Source organism: Streptomyces iranensis (genome assembly GCF_017874715.1).
Taxonomy (GTDB): Bacteria; Actinomycetota; Actinomycetes; order Streptomycetales; family Streptomycetaceae; genus Streptomyces; species Streptomyces iranensis.
In genome coordinates this window covers 1-25,951 of sequence record NZ_JAGGLR010000037.1, presented here as the reverse complement: position 1 = coordinate 25,951, position 25,951 = coordinate 1, and the positions used below count along the sequence as shown (strand labels likewise).

2 protein-coding genes (1 of these 2 cut by a window edge) are annotated in these 25,951 nt (G+C 67.6%); both read right to left on the bottom strand.

The features are described 5' to 3' along the window. On the bottom strand, positions 1–17,108 hold the 5' portion of the coding sequence (locus tag J2Z30_RS51210; protein ID WP_044578233.1) for a type I polyketide synthase. Its footprint begins 13,540 nt before the window's first position; 17,108 of the gene's 30,648 nt are visible here — the first part of the coding sequence; its start codon is at positions 17,106–17,108; its stop codon lies beyond the left edge, outside the window. Further along, positions 17,105–25,951 (bottom strand): SDR family NAD(P)-dependent oxidoreductase (locus J2Z30_RS51205; RefSeq protein ID WP_443732399.1); only part of this gene is annotated, 8,847 nt, incomplete at its 5' end. The genes J2Z30_RS51205 and J2Z30_RS51210, both read right to left, overlap by 4 nt.

Below are 25,951 nucleotides of genomic sequence, written 5' to 3'. Positions count from 1 at the left end.
TCATACTCGACCAGAGCCGACTGCGTCCTGGCCGACACTACCAACGGCACCCACTCCGGTGCCGGCCCGACCACCGTGGTGTCCACAGGCGGTGTGAAGGGTGCGCTCTCCAGGATGACGTGAGCGTTGGTGCCACTGATCCCGAACGACGACACACCTGCCCGACGCGACCGACCGGTCTCCGGCCACGGCTGGTTCTCCGTCACCAACTCGACCGCACCCGCCGACCAGTCCACATGACGTGACGGCTCATCCACATGCAACGTCCGCGGCACGAGCCCGTGCTGCAACGCCATCACCATCTTGATGACACCCGACACACCCGCAGCAGCCTGCGTATGACCCAGATTCGACTTCACCGAACCCAGCAGCAACGGCTGCTCACGATCCTGACCATAAGTCGCCAGCAGCGCCTGGGCCTCGATCGGATCACCCAACGTCGTACCCGTGCCATGCGCCTCGACCACATCCACCTCAGCCGTGCTCAGACCCGCATTGCTGAGAGCGGCCTGGATCACCCGCTGCTGCGAAGGACCGTTCGGCGCGGTCAGCCCGTTGGACGCACCGTCCTGGTTGACCGCCGAACTGCGGAGCATCGCCAGCACCTGGTGGCCCTTGGCCTGAGCATCCGACAAACGCTCCACCAACAGCACGCCGACGCCCTCGGAGAATCCGGCACCGTCCGCACTGTCCGAGAAAGCCTTACTGCGACCGTCACCGGCCAAGCCACCCTGACGAGCGAACTCCACGAACGTCTGCGGCGTGGCCATCACAGTGACACCACCGACCAGGGCCAGCGAGCACTCACCCTGCCGCAGGGCATAACCCGCCTGATGCAACGCCACCAACGACGACGAACACGCCGTGTCCACCGTGATGGCGGGGCCCTCGAGGCCGAAGAAATACGACACCCGGCCGGACAGGACACTGACCGCGCTCGCGGTGGCGCCGAAGCCGCCGAGGTCGGCACCGATGCCGTAGCCACCGGGGTACGCACCCATGAAAACACCGGTATCAGTACCACGGAGGGAACCCGGCTCGATCCCGGCCCGCTCGAACGCCTCCCAGGACACCTCCAGCACCAGCCGCTGCTGCGGATCCATCGCCAACGCCTCACGCGGACTGATCCCGAAGAACGAGGCATCAAAGCCAGCCGCAGCGTCCAGGAAGCCACCCTGCAGGCGGTAGGAGCTGCCAGCTGCGGCGCCGAACAGATTCTCCACGTCCCAGCCACGGTCGGTGGGGAATCCGGAGATCGCATCCGTACCCGACTCGACCAAGCGCCACAGATCCTCCGGCGACGACACCCCACCCGGCAGACGGCACGCCATACCCACAATCGCCAACGGCTCGTCCTGCCCCACCACCGACACCGACGGACGTACCGGAACAGGAGTCTCCCCGACGAACAACTCCCCCAGCCTGACGGCCAAGGCCGTCGGGGTCGGGTAGTCGAACACCAACGTGGCGGGCAACCGCAACCCCGTGGCCTTCGTCAAGCTGTTCCGCAACTCCACCGCGGTCAGCGAATCGATGCCCAAATCCTTGAACGCTGCAGTCGCCGGAATGCTGTCGGCGTCGGCATGTCCCAGAACCGTCGCGGCGCCGTCAGACACCAGCTTCAGCAGTGCCTTCGCCCGCTCCGCAGGCGTCAAGCGGGTCAGCCACTGCACCGACGAGCCGCCGGTAGAGGCAGCCCGCCGGGCAACCGGGCGATGCAACAAACGCAGCAACGCCGGAACCTCGACATCACGCACAGGCTCCATCGCCGCAGCGAGCAGAACAGGCTCACCGTGACGTGACGCGGCATCGAGCAAGCCCATCCCACGCACAGCGGAGATAGCCCGCAGCCCACCACGCCGAATCCGGTCACGATCCGTATCGGACATTCCAGCGGTCAGGCCACTGGCGTCCTCCCACAAACCCCACGCCACCGCCAACGCAGGCAGACCCTCAACACAACGCTGCTCAGCCAAAGCATCCACAAACGCATTGGCCGCCGCATAGTTACCCTGCCCCGCACTACCGAGAACACCGGCGGCGGAGGAGTACATGATGAACGCGGCCAGGTCGGCGTCCCGGGTGAGTTCGTGCAGGTGCCACGCGCCGTCGGCCTTGGGCCGCAGCACCGTGTCCAGCCGCTGCGCGGTCAGGGACTCCACCACACCGTCGTCGAGCACGCCCGCGGTGTGAATCACCGCAGTCAGTGGATGCTCTGGTGATACACCGGCGAGTATCTGTGCCAGCCCGGCACGATCCGACACGTCGCAGATCGCCGTGTCGACCCGGGCGCCCAGCTCACCGAGCTCGTTGATCAGCGCATCGTCCGGAGCGCTACGGGACAGCAGTAGCAGATGACGCACACCCTGCTCGGCCACCAGATGCCGGGCCGCGATCCCCGCCAGGACACCTGAACCACCGGTCACCAGAACCGTGCCGTTGGCGTCGAGTTGCTGAGGGACGGTGAGGACGATCTTGCCGATGTGGCGGGCGCGGCTCATCCAGCTGAACGCATCACGGGCCTGACGGATGTCCCAGGCCTGCACCGGCAGGGGCAGCAGTACACCCTGGGCGAACAGGGTGAGCAACTCGGCGATGATCTCCCGCAGCCGGTCCGGACCGGCATCCATCAGGTCGAACGCCTGGTAGCTGGTACCCGGCCGCTCGGCGGTGACCTGGTGCGGGTCACGGATGTCGGTCTTGCCCATCTCCACGAACCGGCCACCACGAGGCAGCAGATCAAGCGAAGCATCGACGAAGTCGCCGCTGAGGGAGTTCAGGACGACATCGACACCCCGGCCGTCAGTGGTGTCCAGGACCACTTCCCGGAAGCCAGTGGTACGCGAGTCCCCGATCCGGGCATCCTCCAGACCCGCCTCACGCAGGACGTGCTGCTTACCGGTGCTGGCGGTCGCGTAGATCTGCGCGTCGAGGTGGCGGGCGATCTGGGTCGCTGCCATGCCCACTCCACCGGCTGCGGCGTGGATCAGCACGGACTCACCCGCACTCAGCCCGGCCAGATCCACCAACCCGTAATACGCGGTGGCGAACACAACCGGAACGGATGCCGCTGTAGTGAAGGACCAACCATCGGGCATCACACCCAGCATCCGGCAATCAGCGATCGCGACCGCCCCGAACCCGCCGCCCACAAGACCGAACACTCGATCTCCCGGAGCCAGATCCTGGACCTCCGAGCCGACCTCGAGCACCACGCCCGCGGCCTCAGCCCCGATCACAGCCTCACCTGGGTAAGTGCCGAGCGCGATAAGAACATCGCGGAAGTTCAGGCCTGCGGCGCGTACGTCCACCCGTACTTCGCCGGGTTGCAGGAGCCGTTCGGCGGTGTCGGCGGGTACCAGGGCGAGGTCTTGCAGGGTTCCGCTGCGGGACTGCTCCAGCAGCCATCCACGACTGTCGGGGATCGTCAGCGGGCTGCTATCCGGCGTATTCGTCCGGGCCAGCCGCGGTACCTCGAGCCGGCCGTCGCTGACCCGCAGCCGCGGCTCGTCCAATCCGACACTCGCGGCCAGTTGCTGGAGGGTGAGGCTGTCGTCGCTTTCGACCAGGACGAACCGGCCGGGGTGTTCCGACTGGGCAGACCGCATCAGACCCGACACCGCGGCGGCGGCCAGACCGGTACCGATCCGCACGACAAGGGTGCTGTCGGTGAAACGTTCCCCGGCCAGCCACTCCTGGACTGCCTGGAGGACATGGGCGGTCAGCATGCGGGTCTGCGCCAGCGGGTCCAGCGGGCTCTCGCTGCTGTCGGGGAGTGCGGTGAAGACCACCACCTCGGGCACCGGCACATCACCGTCTGCCAGGTCTTCGAACCGGGCGACGCTCAGGTCGGTCTGCCGGGGGGTGGGGATCTCCGTCCAGATCACCGTGAGCAGGTCGTCAGCAGCGGAGCCGAGGGCGTCGGCCGTCACCGGCCGCGTTACGAGCGAGTCGACGGTAACCACCGGTCGGCCGCTGTCGTCGGCGACCCGCACACTCCAGCCGTCTGCCGCTGGTGTTATCGCAACGCGTAGCGTGGCCATGCCAGTGGCCTGGACCTGGACCTGGACACCGTTCCAGGAGAACGGCAGCCGCACACCCTGCTCGGCGGTGTCGAGTGTGTTCAGAATCCCGGCGTGCAAGGCAGCGTCCAACAGCGCCGGATGCACCGCAAACTGTGCCGCCTCCTGCGCCTGCTCCTCGGCCAGGACAACCTCGGCGTAGACGGTGTTTCCGTCGCGCCACGCGGCCTGCAGCCCCTGGAAGGCGGGACCGTACTCGTAACCGGCCCCAGTCAGCTGGTCGTAGAAATCACCCAAGTCCACCGGCTCTGCCTGTGCGGGAGGCCAGGCAGCAAACTCTGGTAGCGAGAGGGCAGCCTCAGAGACGCCGATCGTGGCCGAAACGTGGCGAGTCCAGGTATCCGCGCCATCCGCCCGGGAAAAGACCCTCACTCCGCGGCGCCCGGATTCGTCAGGCTCGCCGACCGAGACGGACAATTGCACACTACCGGACGATGGCAGCAGAAGCGGCGTTTCGATCACCAGCTCATCGACGACGTCACACCCCACCTCATCGGCGGCGCGGACAACCAACTCCACAAACCCGGTACCGGGAAGCAGCACACTGCCCCGGACCGCGTGATCAGCCAGCCAGGCATGCGTGGCCAGTGATACCCGCCCGGTCAACAGCACACCATCGGACTCAGGCAACTCCACCGCCACACCCAGCAACGGATGACCACCCGCATCCGACCGGTCCACACCCTCGGCCCAGAAGCGCTGGTGCTGGAACGCGTACGTCGGAAGGTCCAGTACCCGTGTCGTGGCGGTGCCCAGGATTGCGGGCCAGTCAACGGTCACGCCCTCGACAAACGCCTGTGCCAGAGCGGTTAGCATCCGAGCGGCGTCCCCGTCGTCACGACGCAGCGTGGCAACCGTAACCGCATCGTCGTCCATCGCCTGCAACAACACCGGACTCGCACTGACTTCCACAAACACGGTGTCGCCCTCGCCACGCAACTGGCCGACGGCGAGGTCGAAGCCCACCTGCTCACGCAAGTTCCGATACCAGTACTCCGCGTCGAGCGGGCCTTCGACCCACGTGCCATCGACTGTCGACAGCCACGGCACCACCGGAGCCTGCGAACCGACACCTGCAGTGATGTCGAGCAGTTCGTCACGGATCAGCTCGACATGCGGGGTGTGCGAGGCATAGTCAACAGTGATCCGCCGGACCCGCGCCCCTTGTCCCTCATGAACCGCCAGCACACGGTCCACCGCCTCCGGCGCACCCGCAATCACCGTGGACGCCGGACCATTACGGGCCGCGATCCACGCCCCGTCGACCAGCTCGACATCCTGCGCGGGCAACGCCACCGATGCCATCGCACCCCGGCCCGCCAGACCCCGCGCGATCACCTGACTGCGCAACGCCACAATCCGCGCCGCATCCCGCAACGACACCGCACCCGCCACACAGGCTGCGGCGATCTCACCCTGCGAATGACCAATCACCGCGTCCGGCCGCACACCGGCCGCCTGCCACACCGCAGCCAGGGAAACCATCACCGCCCAGGAAGCAGGCTGGACCACATCAACCCGGTCCACCACCGCCGGATCATCCAGAACCGTGAACAGATCCCAGTCCACGAACTCACTCAACGCCGCCGCACACTCGGCCATCCGCTCGGCGAACACCACCGACGAACCCCGCAGCGCACTACCCATCCCCAGCCACTGCCACCCCTGCCCGGGAAAGACGAACGCCACCCGGGGGTCGGACACTGCGCTGCCGGAAACGGTGCCGGTAACGGTGTCGTCGCCGAGGAGTACGGCACGGTGCTCGAAAACGGACCGCGTCAGCGCCAGCGTCGAAGCGACAGCGCTCATGTCTGCCTCGGGCGATGCGGCCAGGTAGCCGCGCAGCCGGTCCTCGTGTTCGGTCAGGGCCGGGAGCGTCTTGGCTGATATCACCAGCGGCACCAGCTCCGAGGCCACAACCGGTGTCTCTACGGGCTGCGCGTTGTTTACGGACTGGGCGGGTGCGCTCTCAAGGACGACATGCGCGTTCGTACCACTGACCCCGAAAGCCGACACACCCGCCCGACGCGGCCGGCCGGTCTCCGGCCACGGCTGGCTTTCCGTCACCAGCTCAACCGCGCCCTCCGTCCAGTCCACGTGCCGCGACGGCTCATCCACATGCAACGTGCGCGGCACCAGACCGTGCTGCAGCGCCATCACCATCTTGATGACACCCGACACACCCGCAGCGGCCTGCGTATGACCGATGTTCGACTTCAATGTACCCAGCAGCAGCGGCCGCTCACGGTCCTGGCCGTAAGTGGCGAGCACCGCCTGGGCCTCGATGGGGTCACCCAATGTCGTACCCGTGCCATGCGCCTCGACCACATCCACCTCGGCCGTGGTCAGACCCGCGTTGGCCAGCGCCTGCCGGATCACCCGCTGCTGGGAGGGTCCATTCGGCGCCGTAAAGCCATTGGACGCGCCGTCTTGGTTTACTGCCGAGCCCCGAACGACTGCGAGCACCTGGTGGCCGTTGCGGCGGGCGTCGGAGAGCCGCTCTACCAGCAGCAGACCCGCGCCCTCGGAGAATCCGGCACCGTCCGCACTGTCCGCGAACGCCTTGCACCGGCCATCGGAGGCCAGGCCACGCTGCCGGGCGAACTCGGTGAAAACCTCCGGCGTGGCCATCACCGTCACACCACCGGCCAACGCCAGCGAACACTCACCATTACGCAACGCCTGCGCCGCCAGATGCAAAGCAACCAGGGACGAGGAGCACGCCGTATCCATCGTGATCGCCGGACCCTCAAGCCCGAAGAAGTACGACAGCCGTCCGGACAACACGTTGGGAGCCGCGGTCGCACCGTAACCCTCGCGGGCAGCACCGGCGCCGTAGCCAACGGGGAATGCACCAATGAAGACGCCGGTGTCGCTACCGCGTACGGAACCGGGCTCGATCCCGGCCCGTTCGAACGCCTCCCAGGACACCTCCAACAGCTGCCGCTGCTGCGGATCCATCGCCAACGCCTCACGCGGACTGATCCCGAAGAACGAGGCATCAAAGCCAGCCGCGGCATTCAGGAAGCCACCCTCTACGGAGTACGACTTCCCAGCCGCCTCCGGATCCGGATCGAACACGCCCTCGACGTCCCAGCCACGGTCGGTGGGGAATCCGGAGATCGCATCCGTACCCGACTCCACCAAGCGCCACAGATCCTCCGGCGACGACACCCCACCCGGCAGGCGACACGCCATACCCACAATCGCCAACGGCTCATCCTGCCCCACCACCGACACCGACGGACGTACCGGAACAGGAGTCTCCCCGACGAACAACTCCCCCAGCCGGACGGCCAAGGCCGTCGGGGTCGGATAGTCGAACACCAACGTGGCGGGCAACCGCAACCCCGTCGCCTTCGCCAAGCTGTTCCGCAACTCCACCGCGGTCAGCGAATCCACGCCCAGATCCCTGAACGCACCAGTCGCCGGAATCGTGCGAGCGTCAGCATGCCCCAGAACCGTCGCGGCGCTGTCACACACCAGCTTCAGCAGCGCCTTCGCCCGCTCCTCGGGCGCCAAGCCGACCAGCCACTGCACCCCGCCGTCGGCGGAAGCGACCCGCCGGGCAACCGGGCGATGCAAAGAACGCAGCAACGCAGGAACCTCTGCAGCCCGTACCGAATCCGTCGACGCGGCCACCAGAAGCGACTCGCCACGATGCGATGCGCTGTCGAACAGGCGCATCCCATGCTCGGCAGAGATAGTCCGCAGACCGATCAGGCCACTGGTCTCTTCTGACGAACCCCAGGCCAGCGCCAACGCGGGCAGGCCCTCGGCACGACGCTGCTCGGCCAACGCGTCCACAAACGCGTTGGCCGCCGCGAAGCTGCCCTGTCCCGGATTACCCATGACACCGGCGGCCGAGGAGTACATGACGAACGCGGCCAGGTCGGCATCACGGGTGAGTTCATGCAGGTGCCAGGCGCCGTCGGCCTTGGGCCGCAGCACCGTGTCCAGCCGCTGCGCGGTCAAAGACTCCACGACGCCGTCGTCGAGTGCGCCGACGGTGTGGATCACCGCGGTCAGAGGGTGTTCCGGGGATACACCGGCCAGTACCTGAGCCAGCCGGGCACGGTCCGATACGTCACAGATTGCTGTGTCGACCCGGGCGCCCAGCTCGCCGAGTTCATTGAGCTCGTTGAGCAATCCCTCGTCGGGAGTGGTGCGGCACAGCAGCAGGAGATGACGTGTACCACGTTCGGTCACCAGGTGGCGGGCGAGGCCGCCTGCCAGGACGCCGGAACCGCCTGTGATCAGGACCGTGCCATCCGGATCCCACACCTTTTCAGATTCGGGCTCAGCAACGTTCACACGGGCCAGTCGTGGCACTTCGAACCGGCCATCGCTGACGCGCAGCCGTGGCTCGTCCAAGCCGACGGTGCCGGCCAGCTGGTCCGGGGTGAGGCTGTCGTCGTCGCTTTCCACCAGGACGAAGCGGCCGGGGTGTTCCGACTGGGCTGAACGCATCAGCCCTGACACCGCGGCGGCGGCCAAACCGGTACCGGTCCGCACGACCAGTGTGCTGTCGGTGAAGCGCTCCCCGCCAAGCCACGCCTGGGCCGTCTGGAGGACTTGAGCGGTCAGCGTACGAGTCTGTACCAGCGGATCAGGGCTGGCGTCGGTGTCGGGGCGTGCGGTGTAGACCGCCACGTCGGGGACCGGAACGTCACCGTCCGCCAGGTCTTCGTACCTGCCAACGCTCAGGCTGCTCTGCTGAGGAGTCGGGATCTCCGTCCATACCAGCGTGAGCAGGTCATCGGCTGCGGAGCCGAGCGCGTCGGCCGTCACCGGCCGGGTGACGAGGGAGCCGATGGCGGCTACGGGCCGACCGGTGTCATCGGCGACCCGCACACTCCAGCCGTCTGTTGTCGGTGTTGCCGCGACGCGCAGCATGGCGGTGCCGGTCGCTCGGATTTGGACGTGGCTCCAGGAGAACGGCATCCGCACGCTCTGCTGGCCGGTATCGGGTGTACCCAGGATGCTGGCGTGCATGGCGGCGTCCAACAACGCAGGATGCACCACGAACCGCGCCGCCTCCTGCGCCTGCTCCTCAGCCAGAGCAACCTCGGCGAAGACAGTGTCCCCATCACGCCACGCAGCTTGCAGGCCTTGGAACGCGGGACCGTACTCGGTACCTGCCACAGCCAGCCGGTCGTAGAACTCGGCCACGTTCACCGGCTGCGCCTGAGCTGGTGGCCACGAAGCAAACTCCGGCAGCGAGAGGGGTGCATCAGACGTGCTGATCGTGGCCGAAACGTGGCGAGTCCAGGTATCGGCGCTATCCGCCCGAGAAAAGACGGTCACCGCGCGGTGTCCGGACTCATCGGCCTCGCCGACCGATACGGACAGTTGCACACCGCCGGTCTGCGGCAGCAGGAGCGGGGTTTCGATCACCAGCTCGTCGACGATGTCGCACTCGACCTCGCCGGCGGCGCGGACGACCAGCTCAACAAACCCGGTACCAGGCAGCAGCACACTGCCTCGCACCGCATGGTCAGCCAGCCATGTATGGGTGGCCAGTGATACCCGCCCGGTCAACAGCACACCATCGGAGTCCGGCAACTCCACCGCCACACCCAGCAGCGGATGACCACCCACAGCCGAGCGATCCACGCCCTCAACCCAGTAACGCTGGTGCTGGAAAGCGTAGGTCGGAAGGTCCAGTACGCGGGCTGTGGTGGTGCCGAGGATGGTGGGCCAGTCGATGGTGACGCCGTGGGTATAGGCCTGTGCCATGGAGGTGAGCATCCGGGCGGCGTCCCCGTCGTCACGGCGCAGCGTGGCGACAGAGACGACATCGTCGTCCATGGCCTGTATCAACACCGGGCTGGCGCTGACCTCGATGAACACGGTGTCGCCCTGGGCCTGCAACTGGCTGATGGCGGGGTCGAACCCGACCGGTTCACGCAGGTTCCGGTACCAGTACTCCGCATCGAGCGGGCCTATGACCCAGGTGCCGTCCACGGTCGACAGCCACGGCACCACCGGAGCCTGCGAACCGACACCGGCAGTGATGTCGAGCAGTTCGTCACGGATCAGCTCGACGTGTGGAGTGTGCGAGGCATAGTCGACGGTGATCCGCCGGACCCGCACCCCTTGTGCCTCATGAACGGTGAGGACACGGTCGACCGCCTCCGGGGTGCCCGCGATCACGGTGGAGGCGGGGCCGTTGTGGGCGGCGATCCAGGCCCCGTCGACCAGCTCGATCTCCTGTGCGGGCAACGCGAGGGATGCCATCGCGCCCCGGCCTGCCAGCCCCCGGGCGATCGCCTGGCTGCGCAGCGTCACGATCCGGGCGGCGTCACGCAACGACACCGCACCCGCCACACACGCCGCGGCGATCTCACCCTGGGAGTGGCCGATCACCGCATCCGGCTGCACACCGGCCGCCTGCCACACCGCAGCCAGAGAAACCATCACCGCCCAGGAAACAGGCTGGACCACATCAACCCGGTCCACCACCGCCGGATCATCCAGAACCGTGAACAGATCCCAGTCCACGAACTCGCTCAACGCCGCCGCACACTCGGCCATCCGCTCGGCGAAGACCACCGAGGAATCCCGCAGCGCACTGCCCATCCCCAGCCACTGCCACCCCTGACCCGGGAAAACGAACACCACCCGGGGATCAGACATAGCGGTGCCGATGGTGGTGTCGTCTCCAAGGAGTACGGCACGGTGCTCGAACACCGACCGCGTCACCGCCAATGTCGATGCCACGGCAGGGATATCCACCCCAGGCGACGCCGCCAGGTAGGCGCGCAGCCGGTCTTCGTGTTCGGTCAGGGCGGAGTGGGTCTTGGCCGATATCACCAGCGGCAGCACATCCGAGGCCACCACCGGCGGCACAGCAGGCTGCGCCTCCTCCGCAGGCTGGGCGGCGGGTGCGCTCTCCAGGATGACGTGAGCGTTCGTACCGCTGACGCCGAAGGACGACACGCCTGCCCGATGGGGCCGGTCGGTGCCGGGCCAGGGCTGGTTTTCCGTCAGCAGCTGCACCGCGCCCGCCGACCAGTCCACATGCGTCGACGGCTCATCCACGTGCAGGGTGCGGGGAACCGTGTTGTGCTGCAGGGCCATCACCATCTTGATGACGCCCGACACACCCGAGGCAGCTTGTGTATGGCCGATGTTCGACTTCAGCGATCCCAGCAGCAGCGGCCGCTCACGGTCCTGGCCGTAAGTGGCGATGAGTGCCTGGGCCTCGATCGGGTCGCCCAACGTCGTACCCGTGCCATGCGCCTCGACCACATCCACCTCAGCCGTGGTCAGACCCGCGTTGGCCAACGCTTGCCGGATCACCCCCTGCTGGGAGGGGCCGTTCGGCGCAGACAGACCGTTGGACGCACCGTCCTGGTTGACCGCCGAGCTACGGACCACCGCCAACACCTGGTGGCCGTTGGCCTGGGCGTCGGAGAGCCGCTCTACCAGCAGCACGCCGACGCCTTCAGCCCATCCTGTACCGTCCGCGGTGTCGGCGAAGGCTTTGCAGCGGCCGTCGGAGGCCAGGCCGCGCTGGCGGGAGAACTCCACGAAGCTTTGCGGCGTGGCCATCACGGTGACGCCGCCGACCAGGGCCAGCGAGCACTCACCCTGCCGCAGGGCATACCCGGCCTGATGCAACGCCACCAGCGATGACGAGCAGGCCGTGTCGACGGTGATGGCGGGGCCTTCGAGGCCGAAGAAGTACGACACCCGGCCGGAGAGGACACTGGTCGCGCTGGCGGTGGCTGCGAAGCCGCCGAGGTCAGCACCGGCACCGTAGCCACCGGCGTAGGCGCCCATGAAGACACCGGTGTCGCTGCCGCGTACGGAACCGGGCTCGATCCCGGCCCGCTCGAACGCCTCCCAGGACACCTCCATGATCAGCCGCTGCTGCGGGTCCATCGCCAGTGCTTCGCGTGGGCTGATACCGAAGAATCCGGCGTCGAAGCCGGCTGCGCTGTCGAGGAAGCCGCCCTCTACGCAGTACGACTTCCCCGGCGCATCCGGGTCCGGATCGAACAGACTTTCCGCGTCCCAGCCACGGTCAGTGGGGAAACCGGAAATCGCATCCGTACCCGACTCCACCAAGCGCCACAGATCCTCCGGCGACGACACCCCACCCGGCAGACGGCACGCCATACCCACAATCGCCAACGGCTCATCCTGCCCCACCACCGAGGCGGTGCGTACCAATACAGGATTCTCGCCGGTGAACAACTCCCCCAGCCGGGCAGCCAGGATGGCCGGGGTCGGATAGTCGAACACCAACGTGGCGGGCAACCGCAGCCCCGTCGCCTTCGCCAGACCGTTCCGTAGTTCCACCGCGGTCAGCGAATCGATACCCAGATCCCTGAACGCTCCGGTCACCGGAATGGTACGGGCATCGGCGTGCCCCAGAACTGTCGCAGCGGTGTCACACACCACCTTCAACAGTGCTTTCGCCCGTTCCTCCGGTGCCAGAGCGGCCAGCCACTGCACTCCACCGGCGGAAGCAGCCCGCCGGACGATCGGACGATGCAACGAACGCAGTAGCGCCGGGACTTCGGCCTCCCGCACCGGACCCATCGGCGCGGCCACCAGAACCGGCTCACCACGATGCGACGCGGTGTCGAACAGCCGCATCCCGTGCTCGGCGGTGATGGCCCGCAGGCCGCTGCGCCGGATCCGGTCATGGTCGGTGCCGGTCAGTTTGGCGGTCAGGCCGCTGGTGTCCTCCCAGAGGCCCCAGGCCAGCGCGAGTGCGGGCAGGCCCTCGGCACGACGTTGTTCGGCGAGCGCGTCCAGGAACGCGTTTGCCGCCGCGTAGTTGCCTTGCCCCGCACCGCCCATGACACCGGCAGCCGAGGAATACATGACGAACGCGGCCAGGTCGGCATCCCGGGTGAGCTCGTGCAGGTTCCACGCACCATCCGCCTTGGGCCGCAACACCGTGTCCAGCCGCTGCGCGGTCAACGACTCGATGACACCGTCATCCACCACACCCGCGGTGTGAATCACGGCCGTCAGGGGATGCTCCGGTGACACACCCGCCAGCACCTGGGCCAGCCCGGCACGGTCGGACACGTCACAGGCCACCGTGGCCACCTGGGCGCCCAGTTCGCCGAGCCCGCTGATCAGTGCCTCGTCCGGAGTGCCGCGAGACACCAGCAGGAGATGACGCACGCCGCGTTCGGTCACCAGGTGCCGGGCGACGATCCCCGCCAGGACGCCGGAACCGCCCGTGACCAGGACCGTGCCATCCGGATCCCACGCCCTTTCAGGCTCAGGCTCATCGGCATGCGTGCGGGTCAGCCGTGGTACTTCGTACCGACCGTCGCTGATCCGCAGCCGCGGCTCGTCCAATCCGACAGTCGCCGCCAGCTGGTCCGGGGTGAGGGTGTCGTCGTCGCTTTCGACCAGGATGAACCGGCCGGGGTGTTCGGACTGGGCCGACCGCATCAACCCCGACACGGCGGCGGAGGCCAAACCGGTCCCGGTACGCACGACCAGCGTGCTGTCGGTGAAGCGTTCCCCGCCAAGCCACTCCTGGATTGTTTGCAGAACCTGGGCGGTCAGTATGCGAGTCTGTGCCAGCGGGTTCGGCGGGTTCTCGCTGCTGTCGGGGAGTGCGGTGAAGACCACGACATCGGGTACCGGCACATCACCGTCCACCGCCAGGTCTTCAAACGCACCCACCGTCACGCCGGTCTGCTGAGGCGTGGGGATTCCTGTCCAGGTCAGGGTGAGCAGGTCGTCGGTGCTGGTGGCCGGTTCGTTGACGGGCACAGCGCCCAGGGTGAGGGAGCGGGCGGTCAGGATGGGGAGGCCTGTGCTGTCGACGGCCTCTACCGACAGGGTGCCGTCGTCGTGTGAGGTGAGGCGGACGCGCAGCTCGGTGGGGTTGCGGGCGTGCAGGGTCAGGCCCTGCCACACCGCGGGGGTCTCCTCGCCTACGGCGGTGAAGGCGGCAGTCATCAGGCCGGGATGAAGCAAAAACCTGGTGGCGTCGTGGATGTCGTCCAGTGCGGCCTCGGCGAACACTTCGCTGCCGCGGCGCCACATCCCGCGCAGTGACGGTACGCGGGTCTCGACCGGCACCGCACCGACCGGCGGCCACACCCCACCGGCCTGCCAGCCCGACACCGTTCCGGTGGTGGTGGTCAGGGTTGCGGTGGCCAGGCGTGTCCAGGGCTCACCGTCGCTGTAACGGGCATGGATACTGAGCCGGCGGCCGGTCTCGTCCGGTTCGCTCACCCAGGTCTGCACCTCGACGGCGCCATCCTCGGGAAGCAGCGGCAACGCTTCCACGGTGAGTTCCTCGACGTGGCCGCAGCCGGTCTCATCCGCCGCGGCCAGCGCCATCTCGGCGAACACCGCCGCGGGCAGAACCGTCTGGTCCCGCAGCCACAGATCACCGCTCCGGGAAACCCGGCCAGTGAACAGCACCCCACTGGTCTCGGCCAGCCGCACCGCCGAACCCAGCAGCGGATGACCACCCGCAACCGCCCGGTCCACACCCTCAAGCCAGTAGTGCTGGTGCTGGAAGGCATACGTCGGAAGATCCAGCACCCGCGCCGGAACATCGCCCAGCACCGCAGACCAGTCCACGGCGACCCCGCTGACATACAGGTGGGCCAGGGCGCTGATCGCGGCCTGTGCCTCATGGTCGCCGTGCAGCATCGCGACGCCGTCGATCAGGCGGGCCAGCGACCGGTCGGCACCCAGCTCGACGAACACCGCGTCCTCGTACGAGGCGACCTGCTCGCCGAACCGGACCATATCCCGGACCTGACGCACCCAGTACTCAGGAGCCGTCACCTGCTCGCCCGCAGCCATGGTGACCCGAGGTGTGTGATAGGTCAGGCGTTCGGCGACCGCCCGGAACTCCTCCAGCATCGGCTCCATACGAGCGGAGTGGAACGCGTGACTGGTCGCCAACCGCGTCCACTTCCCCAGCCCCGCCGCGACCTGCAGCACAGCGGCCTCATCACCGGAGAGAACCACCGACGACGGCCCGTTGACCGCCGCGATCTCCACACCATCGCACAGGACCGCTTCTGCTTGTTCCTCGGAGACCGGGACAGCAACCATCACCCCACCCGCAGGCAGAGCCTGCATCAGACGGGCCCGCGCCGACACCAAAGTGCAGGCATCCTCCAGCGACCACACCCCGGACACGTATCCGGCGGCGAGTTCGCCGACAGAGTGGCCGATCACCGCATCCGGACCCACACCCCACGACTCCAGCAGCCCGAACAGGGCCACCTGCAAAGCGAACAGGGCGGGCTGGGCGTAACCGGTCTCGTTCACCTCCAGATCGGGCACATCCAGCAGATCCCACACCTGCTGATGGATCCGCGCGAAGACCGGAAACGCTGCGGCCAGTTCCTCACCCATACCAGCACGCTGCGACCCCTGCCCCGGGAAGACGAACACCACCCGAGGATCCAACCCGGCGGTCCCGGTGACGGTGTCATCTCCAAGGAGTACGGCACGGTGCTCGAACACCGACCGCGTCACCGCCAACGTCGACCCCACACCCCGCACATCCACCCCGGGCGACGCCGCCAAATACGCACGCAACCGACCCTCATACTCAACCAGAGCCGACTGCGTCCTGGCCGAAATCACCAACGGCACCCACTCCGATGCCACCACCGGCGCATCGACAGGCCGCACATCGTCCACAGCCTGGGTGGGGGGTGCGCTCTCCAGGATGACGTGGGCGTTGGTGCCACTGATCCCGAAGGACGACACGCCTGCCCGGCGAGGCCGGTCGGTGTCCGGCCACGGCTGGTTCTCCGTCACCAGCTCAACCGCGCCCTCCGTCCAGTCCACGTGCCGCGACGGCTCATCGACATGCAGCGTGCGCGGCACCAGACCGTGCTGCAGCGCCATCACCATCTTGATGACACCCGACACACCCGCAGCAGCCTGCGTATGACCCAGATTCGACTTCACCGAACCCAGCAGCAGCGGCTGCTCACGATCCTGGCCATAGGTCGCGAGCAGCGCCTGGGCCTCGATCGGGTCGCCCAGCGTCGTGCCCGTGCCGTGCGCCTCGACTACATCCACCTCAGCCGTGCTCAGACCCGCGTTGCTGAGAGCGGCCTGGATCACCCGCTGCTGCGAAGGACCATTCGGCGCGGACAGGCCGTTCGACGCACCGTCCTGGTTCACCGCCGAGCCCCGCACCACCGCCAACACCTGGTGACCCTTGGCCTGAGCATCCGACAAACGCTCCACCAACAGCACACCGACACCCTCAGCCCACCCCGTACCATCCGCGGCGTCGGCGAACGCCTTGCACCGACCATCGGAGGCCAGGCCACGCTGCCTCGAGAACTCCACGAAACTTTGCGGCGTGGCCATCACAGAGACACCACCGACCAGCGCCAGGGAACATTCCCCCTGCCGCAGGGCATACCCCGCCTGATGCAACGCCACCAACGACGACGAACACGCCGTGTCCACCGTGACGGCCGGCCCCTCGAGGCCGAAGAAATACGACACCCGACCCGACAGGACGCTCACCGCACCGGCAGTTGTCCCGAAGCCGCCGAGATCGGCACCGATGCCGTAGCCACCGGGGTACGCACCCATGAAAACGCCGGTATCAGTACCACGGAGGGAACCCGGCTCGATTCCGGCCCGCTCGAACGCCTCCCAGGATGCTTCCAGGACCAGCCGCTGCTGCGGGTCCATCGCCAACGCCTCACGCGGACTGATCCCGAAGAACGAGGCGTCGAAACCGCCTGCGGCATCCAGGAAGCCACCCTGCACGCAGTACGACTTCCCGGACGCGTCCGGATCAGGGTCGTACAGGTTCTCGACGTCCCAGCCACGGTCGGTGGGGAAACCGGAAATCGCATCCGTACCCGACTCCACCAAGCGCCACAGATCCTCCGGCGACGACACCCCACCCGGCAAGCGGCACGCCATACCCACAATTGCCAACGGCTCGTCCATGGCCGCCAGCAACGAGGCGTTCGCCTTGCGGAGCCGCGCGTTCTCCTTGACCGACTTCCGCAACGCGTCAACAAGCTGGTTCTCGCTCATCGTTCCCCCTCCAGCACGTGCTTGATGAGCGCGTCGGCGTCCATCTCATCGGCGAAAGCCTCGTCATCGGATTCCGAATCGGGCTTTGGATCAGCCAGGCCCTCCATGGACGCCAGCCTCAGCAGCGTGTCCAGCACACCGGCCTCCCGGAACTTGGCAATCGAGACTCCCGCGAGCGCTCGGCGGAGCTCCTGCTCGTGGAGGTGAGGCTCCGGCTCCGCCGGAGCGAACAACTCATCCAGCCGGGCGGCCACCACAACCGGGGTCGGGTAGTCGAACACCAACGTGGCGGGCAACCGCAGCCCCGTCGCCTTCGCCAGACCGTTCCGCAACTCCACCGCCGTCAGCGAATCGATGCCCAAGTCCTTGAACGCCGCGGTCACAGGAATGCTGCCGACGTCGGCGTGTCCCAGAACCGTCGCGGCGCTCTCACACACCATCCTCAACAACGCCTTCGCCCGCTCCTCCGGCGCCAAAGCTGCCAACCACTGCGCTGACGAGTCGCCGGTAGAGGCGGCCCTGCGGGCGATCGGGCGATGCAACGACCGGAGCAACGCCGGGACTTCCGCGTCCCGTACCGGCTCCATCGCCGCAGCCACCAGAACCGGTTCGTCGTGGCGTGATGCGGTGTCGAACAGCCGCATCCCGTGCTCGGCGGAGATGGCCCGCAAGCCACCGCGCCGGATCCGGTCACGGTCCGTGTCGGTCAGCTTCGCGGTCAGGCCACTGGTGTCCTCCCACAGGCCCCAGGCCAGTGCGAGGGCCGGCAGACCTTCGGCTCGGCGCTGCTCAGCCAGCGCGTCCACGAACGCATTGGCCGCCGCATAGTTACCCTGCCCCGCACTACCGAGGACACCGGCAGCCGAGGAGTACATGACGAACGCTGCCAGGTCGGCATCACGGGTGAGCTCATGCAGGTGCCAGGCACCATCCGCCTTGGGCCGCAACACTGTCTCCAACCGCTGCGCGGTCAACGACTCGACGACACCGTCATCCACCACACCCGCGGTATGAATCACCGCCGTCAGAGGATGCTCCGGTGACACACCCGCCAGCACCTGAGCCAGCCCGGCACGATCCGACACGTCACAGGCCGCCGTGGCCACCTGGGCTCCCAGTTCACCGAGCTCGCTGATCAGGGCATCATCCGGAGCGCTGCGGGACAGCAGCAGCAGATGACGCACACCACGTTCGGCCACCAGGTGCCGGGCGACGATCCCCGCCAGCACACCCGAACCACCCGTGATCAGAACCGTGCCATCCGGATCCGGATCCCAAACCCCTTCAAACTCAGGCCCAGCAGCGTGCGTGCGGGTCAGTCGTGGCACTTCGAACCGGCCGCCACTGACCCGCAGCCTTGGCTCATCCAATCCGACAGTCGCCGCCAACTCGTCCGGAGTGAGACTGTCGTCGTCGCTCTCCACCAGGACAAACCGGTCCGGGTGCTCCGACTGGACCGACCGCATCAACCCCGACACCCCGGCGGCGGCCACCCCAGTCCCGGTCCGCACGACCAGCGTGCTGTCGCTGAAGCGCTCCCCGCCAAGCCACTCCTGGACTGTTTGCAGAACCTGGGCGGTCAGCGTACGAGTCTGTGTCAGCGGGTCCGGGGGGTTCTCGCTGCTGTCGGGGCGTGCGGTGAAGACCACCACCTCGGGCACCGGCACATCACCACCCGACGCGAGGTCCTCGAACCGGCCTGCGGTCAGGCCGGTCTCCTGAGGGACCGGGATCTCCGTCCATGTCAAGGCGAGCAGGTCATCGGCGGCGGAACCGAGCGCATCGGCCGTCACCGCCCGCGTCACGAGCGAGCCCACGGTAGCCACCGGCCGGCCGATGTCATCAGCAACCCGCACACTCCAGCCGTCCACTGTCGGTGTCACCGCGACACGCAGCGTGGCCGAGCCAGTGGCATGGACCTGGACGTGGTTCCAGGAGAACGGCAACCCCACGCTCCGCTCGGCGTCGGGTGTGTTCAGGGTGCAGGCGTGGAGGGCCGCATCGAGTAGGGCCGGGTGCACGGCATATGGTGCCGCGTCTTGTGCCTGTTCCTCGGCGAGGACGACCTCAGCGTAGACGGTGTCCTCGTCGCGCCACGCAGTCTGCAGTCCCTGGAAGGCGGGACCGTACTCGTACCCTTCTGCCATCAGCCGGTCGTAGAAATCGGTCACGTCCACCGGCTGTGCCTGTGCCGGAGGCCACGAGGCAAACTCCGGCAACGCGGCCGTCGAGTCAGAGGTGCTGACTGTCGCCGTGACGTGGCGAGTCCAGGTATCGGCGTTGTCCGCGCGAGAGAAGACCGTCACCGCGCGGTGTCCGGACTCATCGACCTCGGCAACCGATACGGACAGTTGCACACCACCGCTCTGCGGCAGCAGAAGCGGGGCTTCGATCACCAGCTCATCGACGACGTCGCAACCGATCTCATCAGCTGCGCGGACAACCAGCTCAACAAACCCGGTACCAGGCAGCAGCACACTGCCCCACACCGCGTGATCAGCCAGCCATGCGTGCGTGGACAGCGACACCCGCCCGGTCAGCACCACACCGTCCGAACCCGGCAACGCCACCACCGCACCCAGCAACGGATGCCGCACCGCATCCAACCCCGCCCCCGACACATCAGCAGACCGACCGGCCTCGGCCCAATACCGCTGATGCTGGAAGGCATACGTCGGAAGATCCAGCACCCGTGCCGGGACATTGCCCAGCACCGCAGACCAGTCGATGGTGACGCCGTGGGTATAGGCCTGTGCCAGGGAGGTGAGCATCCGGACGGCGCCCCCGTCGTCACGGCGCAGCGTGGCAACCGTGACCGCATCGTCGTCCATCGCCTGTATCAACACCGGGCTGGCGCTGACCTCGACGAACACGGTGTCACCCTGGGCCTGCAACTCGCCCACGGCAGCATCGAACCCGACCGGCTCACGCAAGTTCCGGTACCAGTACTCCACATCGAGCGGGCCTTCGACCCACGTGCCGTCCACGGTCGACAGCCACGGCACCACCGGAGCCTGCGAACCGACACCGGCAGTGATGTGGAGCAGTTCGTCGCGGATCAGCTCGACGTGCGGGGTGTGCGAGGCGTAGTCGACGGTGATCCGCCGCACCCGCACCCCTTGTGCCTCATGAACCGCCAGCACACGGTCCACCGCCTCCGGCCCACCCGCAATCACCGTGGACGCGGGACCATTACGGGCCGCGATCCACGCCCCATCGACCAGCTCGATCTCGTGCGCGGGCAACGCCACCGATGCCATCGCACCCCGGCCCGCCAGACCCCGCGCAATCACCTGACTGCGCAATGTCACGATCCGGGCGGCGTCGCGCAACGACACCGCACCCGCCACACACGCCGCGGCGATCTCACCCTGGGAGTGGCCGATCACCGCGTCCGGCCGCACACCGGCGGCCTGCCACACCGCAGCCAGCGAAACCATCACCGCCCAGGAAGCAGGCTGGACCACATCGACCCGGTCCACCACCGCCGGATCATCCAGGACGGTGAACAGGTCCCAGTCCACGAACTCGCTCAACGCCGCCGCACACTCGGCCATCCGCTCGGCGAAGACCACCGAGGAATCCCGCAGCGCACTGCCCATCCCCAGCCACTGCCACCCCTGCCCCGGGAAGACGAACACCACCCGGGGATCAGACACAGCAGTGCCGATGGTGGTGTCGTCTCCAAGGAGCACGGCACGGTGCTCGAACACCGACCGCGTCACCGCCAACGTCGATGCCACAGCAGGCATATCCACCCCGGGCGACACAGCCAGATACGCACGCAACCGACCCTCAACCTCGGCCAGAGCGGACTGGGTCTTGGCTGATACCACCAGCGGCAGCACATCCGAGGCCACCACCGGCGGCACAACGGGCTGCGCCTCCTCCGCAGGCTGAGCGGCGGGCGCGCTCTCCAGGATGACGTGAGCGTTCGTACCGCTGACCCCGAAGGACGACACACCTGCCCGACGCGTCCGGCCGGTGTCCGGCCACGGCTGGCTTTCCGTCACCAGCTCAACCGCGCCCTCCGTCCAGTCCACGTGCCGCGACGGCTCATCGACATGCAGCGTGCGCGGCACCAGACCGTGCTGCAGCGCCATCACCATCTTGATAACACCCGACACACCCGAGGCAGCCTGCGTATGGCCGATATTCGACTTCAGCGATCCCAGCAGCAGCGGCCGCTCACGGTCCTGACCGTAAGTGGCGAGCAGCGCCTGGGCCTCGATCGGGTCGCCCAGCGTCGTACCCGTGCCATGCGCCTCGACCACATCCACCTCAGCCGTGGTCAACCCCGCATTGCTGAGAGCGGCCTGGATCACCCGCTGCTGCGAAGGACCGTTCGGCGCGGTCAGCCCGTTCGACGCACCGTCCTGGTTCACCGCCGAGCCCCGCACCACCGCCAACACCTGATGACCGTTACGGCGGGCGTCGGAGAGCCGCTCTACCAGCAGCAGACCCGCGCCCTCGGAGAATCCGGCACCGTCCGCACTGTCCGCGAACGCCTTGCACCGGCCATCGGAGGCCAGGCCACGCTGCCGGGCGAACTCGGTGAAAACCTCCGGCGTGGCCATCACCGTCACACCACCGGCCAACGCCAGCGAACACTCACCATTACGCAACGCCTGCGCCGCCAGATGCAAAGCAACCAAGGAGGACGAGCACGCCGTATCCATCGTGATCGCCGGACCCTCAAGCCCGAAGAAGTACGACACCCGGCCGGACAACACGCTGGGGCCGGACGTGGCGCCATAACCTTCGCGATCAAACCCGGCGCCGTAGCCAACGGGAAATGCACCTATGAAGACGCCGGTGTCGCTACCCCGAACGGAACCAGGCTCAATACCAGCCCGCTCGAACGCCTCCCAGGACACCTCCAACAGCTGCCGCTGCTGCGGATCCATCGCCAACGCCTCACGCGGACTGATCCCGAAGAACGAGGCATCAAAGTTGGCCGCGGCGTCCAGGAAGCCACCCTCTACGCAGTACGACTTCCCAGCCGCCCCCGGATCCGGATCGAACAGGCTCTCCACGTCCCAGCCACGGTCGGTCGGGAAACCGGAGACCGCATCCGTACCCGACTCCACCAAGCGCCACAGATCCTCCGGCGACGACACCCCACCCGGCAGACGGCACGCCATACCCACAATCGCCAACGGCTCGTCCTGCCCCACCACCGACACCGGCCCACGTACCGGTACACGGGTTTCACCGACAAACAACTCGCCCAGCCGGGCAGCCAGGGCGGCCGGGGTGGGGTAGTCGAACACCATCGTGGCGGGCAACCGCAACCCTGTGGCCTTCGTCAAGCTGTTCCGCAGTTCCACCGCGGTCAGCGAATCCACGCCCAGATCCTTGAACGCACCAGTCGCCGGAATACTGCGGGCGTCAGCATGCCCCAATACCGTCGCGGCGCTGTCACACACCAGCTTCAGCAGCGCCTTCGCCCGCTCCTCGGGCGCCAAGCCGACCAGCCACTCCACCCCGCCGTCGGCGGAAGCGACCCGCCGGGCAACCGGGCGGTGCAAAGAACGCAGCAACGCAGGGACTTCGCCCTCTCGGATCGGGTCCATCACTGCGGGCACCAGGAGCGGTTCGCCATGGCGTGACGCGGTGTCGAACAGCTTCATTCCGTGCTCGGCGGTGATGGTTCGCATGCCGCCACGCCGGATCCGGTCATGGTCGGTACCGGTCAGCTTCGCGGTCAGGCCGCTGGTGTCCTCCCACAACCCCCACGCCAGCGCGAGCGCGGGCAGGCCCTCGGCACGACGTTGTTCGGCCAGGGCATCCAGGAACGCGTTCGCCGCCGCGTAGTTGCCTTGCCCCCGATCACCCAGCACAGCAGCAGCCGACGAGTACATGATAAACGAGGCCAGGTCGGCGTCCCGGGTAAGTTCGTGCAGGTGCCAGGCGCCGTCGGCCTTGGGCCGCAGGACCGTGTCCAGCCGCTGCGCGGTCAGGGACTCCACCGCATCGTCGTCGAGTGCGCCAGCGGTGTGGATCACCGCGGTCAGAGGGTGTTCCGGGGATACACCATCCAGCACCCGCGCCAGCCCGGCACGGTCCGACACGTCGCAGGCCGCAATGTCGACCCGGGCGCCCAGCTCGCCGAGCTCGTTGATCAGCGTTTCGTCGGGGGTGGTACGGGACAGCAACAGCAGGTGGCGTGCACCGCGTTCGGCCACCAGATGCCGGGCGAGGATGCCCGCCAGAACGCCGGAACCACCAGTGATCAGGACCGTGCCGTCGGGGTCGGGCTGCTTGGGTATCGTGAGGACGATCTTGCCGACGTGCCGAGCGCGGCTCATCCAGCTGAACGCATCGCGGGCCTGACGGATGTCCCAAGTTTGTACGGGCAGTGGCTGTAGGAGGCCTTGTGCGAACAGGCTGAGGATTTCGGTAATGATCTCCCGCAGCCGGTCCGGGCCAGCGTCCAACAGGTCGAACGCCTGGTAGATGGTACCGGGCCGGTCGGTGGCAACCCGGTGTGGGTCGCGGATGTCAGTCTTGCCGATTTCCACGAACCGGCCGCCGCGGGGCAGCAGGTCGAGGGAGGCGTCGACGAAGTCACCGCTGAGGGAGTTCAGGACGACATCGACGCCCTGACCCTCGGTAGTGTTCAGGAACGCTTCCCGGAAGCCCGTGGTGCGGGAGTCCGCGATCCGAGTGCCGTCCAGACCCGCCTCGTACAGGATGTGCTGCTTGCCTGTGCTGGCGGTCGCGTAGATCTGCGCGCCGAGATGGCGGGCGATCTGGGTCGCCGCCATGCCCACTCCACCCGCTGCGGCGTGGATCAGCACGGACTCACTAGCACTCAGCCCGGCCAGATCCACCAACCCGTAATACGCGGTGGCGAACACCACCGGAACGGATGCCGCTGTAGTGAAGGACCAACCATCAGGCATCACAGCCAGCAGGCGACGGTCCGCGATCGCGACCGCCCCGATACCGCCACTCAGCAGGCCGAAGACCCGGTCTCCCGGGGCCAGATCGTGGACCTCCGGGCCGACCTCGAGCACCACGCCCGCGGCCTCAGCTCCGATCACAGCCTCACCTGGGTAAGTGCCGAGCGCGATAAGAACATCGCGGAAGTTCAAGCCTGCGGCGCGTACGTCCACCCGTACTTCACCGGGTTGCAGGGGCCGTTCGGCGGTGTCGGTGAGTACGAGAGCGAGGTCTTGCAGGGTTCCGCTGCGGGACTGCTCCAGCAGCCATCCACGACTGTCGGGGATCGTCAGCGGGCTGCTCTCCGGCGTATTCGCCCGCGCCAGCCGCGGTACCTCGAACCGTCCGTCGCAGACCCGCAGCCGCGGCCCATCGAGCCCCACGGTGGCGGCCAACTGGTCCAGGGTGAGGGCGTCGTCGTCACTTTCGACCAGGATGAACCGGCCCGGATGCTCCGACTGCACCGAACGCATCAACCCCGACACCCCGGCAGCGGCCACCCCAGTACCGGTTCGCACGACCAGGGTGCTGTCGGTGAAGCGTTCCCCGGTCAGCCAGGTCTGGACTGCCTGGAGGGTCTGGGCGGTCAGTGTGCGGGTCTGCGCCAGCGGGTCCGGCGGGTCCAGCCGGTTCTCGCTGCTGTCGGGGCGTGCGGTGAAGACCACCACCTCGGGCACCGGCACATCACCGCCCGACACCAGATCCTCGAACCGGCCTGCGGTCAGACCGGTCCGCCGGGGGATGGGGATCTCCGTCCAGACCACCCTGAGCAGGTCATCGGCTGCGGAGCCGAGCGCGTCGGCCGTCACCGGCCGAGTGACGAGGGAGCCGATGGCGGCTACGGGCCGACCGGTGTCATCGGCGACCCGCACACTCCAGCCGTCTGTTGTCGGTGTTGCCGCGACGCGCAGCATGGCGGTGCCGGTCGCTCGGATTTGGACGTGGCTCCAGGAGAACGGCATACGCACGCTCTGCTGGCCGGTATCGGGTGTGCCCAGGATGCTGGCGTGCATGGCGGCGTCCAACAACGCAGGATGCACCACGAACCGCGCCGCCTCCTGCGCCTGCTCCTCAGCCAGAGCAACCTCGGCGAAGACAGTGTCCCCATCACGCCACGCAGCCTGCAAACCCTGAAACGCAGGACCGTACTCGGTACCTGCCACAGCCAGCCGGTCGTAGAACTCGGCCACGTTCACCGGCTGGGCCTGGGCTGGTGGCCACGAAGCGAACTCCGGCAGCGAGAGGGGTGCATCAGACGTGCTGATCGTGGCCGAAACGTGCCGGGTCCATGTGTCGGTGTGGTCCGCCTGGGAGAAGACGGTCACCGCGCGGTGTCCGGACTCATCAGCCTCGCCGACCGATACGGACAGTTGCACACCGCCGGTCTGCGGCAGCAGGAGCGGGGTTTCGATCACCAGCTCATCGACAACGTCGCAACCGACCTCGCCGGCGGCGCGGACGACCAGCTCAACAAATGCGGTACCGGGGAGCAGGACATTGCCCCGGACCGCGTGATCAGCCAGCCATGTATGGGTGGCCAGCGACACCCGCCCGGTCAACAGCACACCATCGGAGTCCGGCAACTCCACCGCCACACCCACCAGTGGATGACCCTCGGCAGACGCCCGGTCCACGCTCTTGAGCCAGTACCGCTGGTGCTCGAAAGCGTAGGTCGGAAGGTCCAGCACCCGGGCTGTGGTGGTACCCAGCACCGCAGACCAGTCGACACTCACGCCCTGGACATAGGCCTGCGCCAGGGCAGTGAGCATCCGGACGGCGTCCCCGTCGTCACGGCGCAGCGTGGCAACCGTGACCGCATCGTCGTCCATGGCCTGTATCAACACCGGGCTGGCGCTGACCTCGACGAACACGGTGTTGCCCTGGGCCTGCAACTG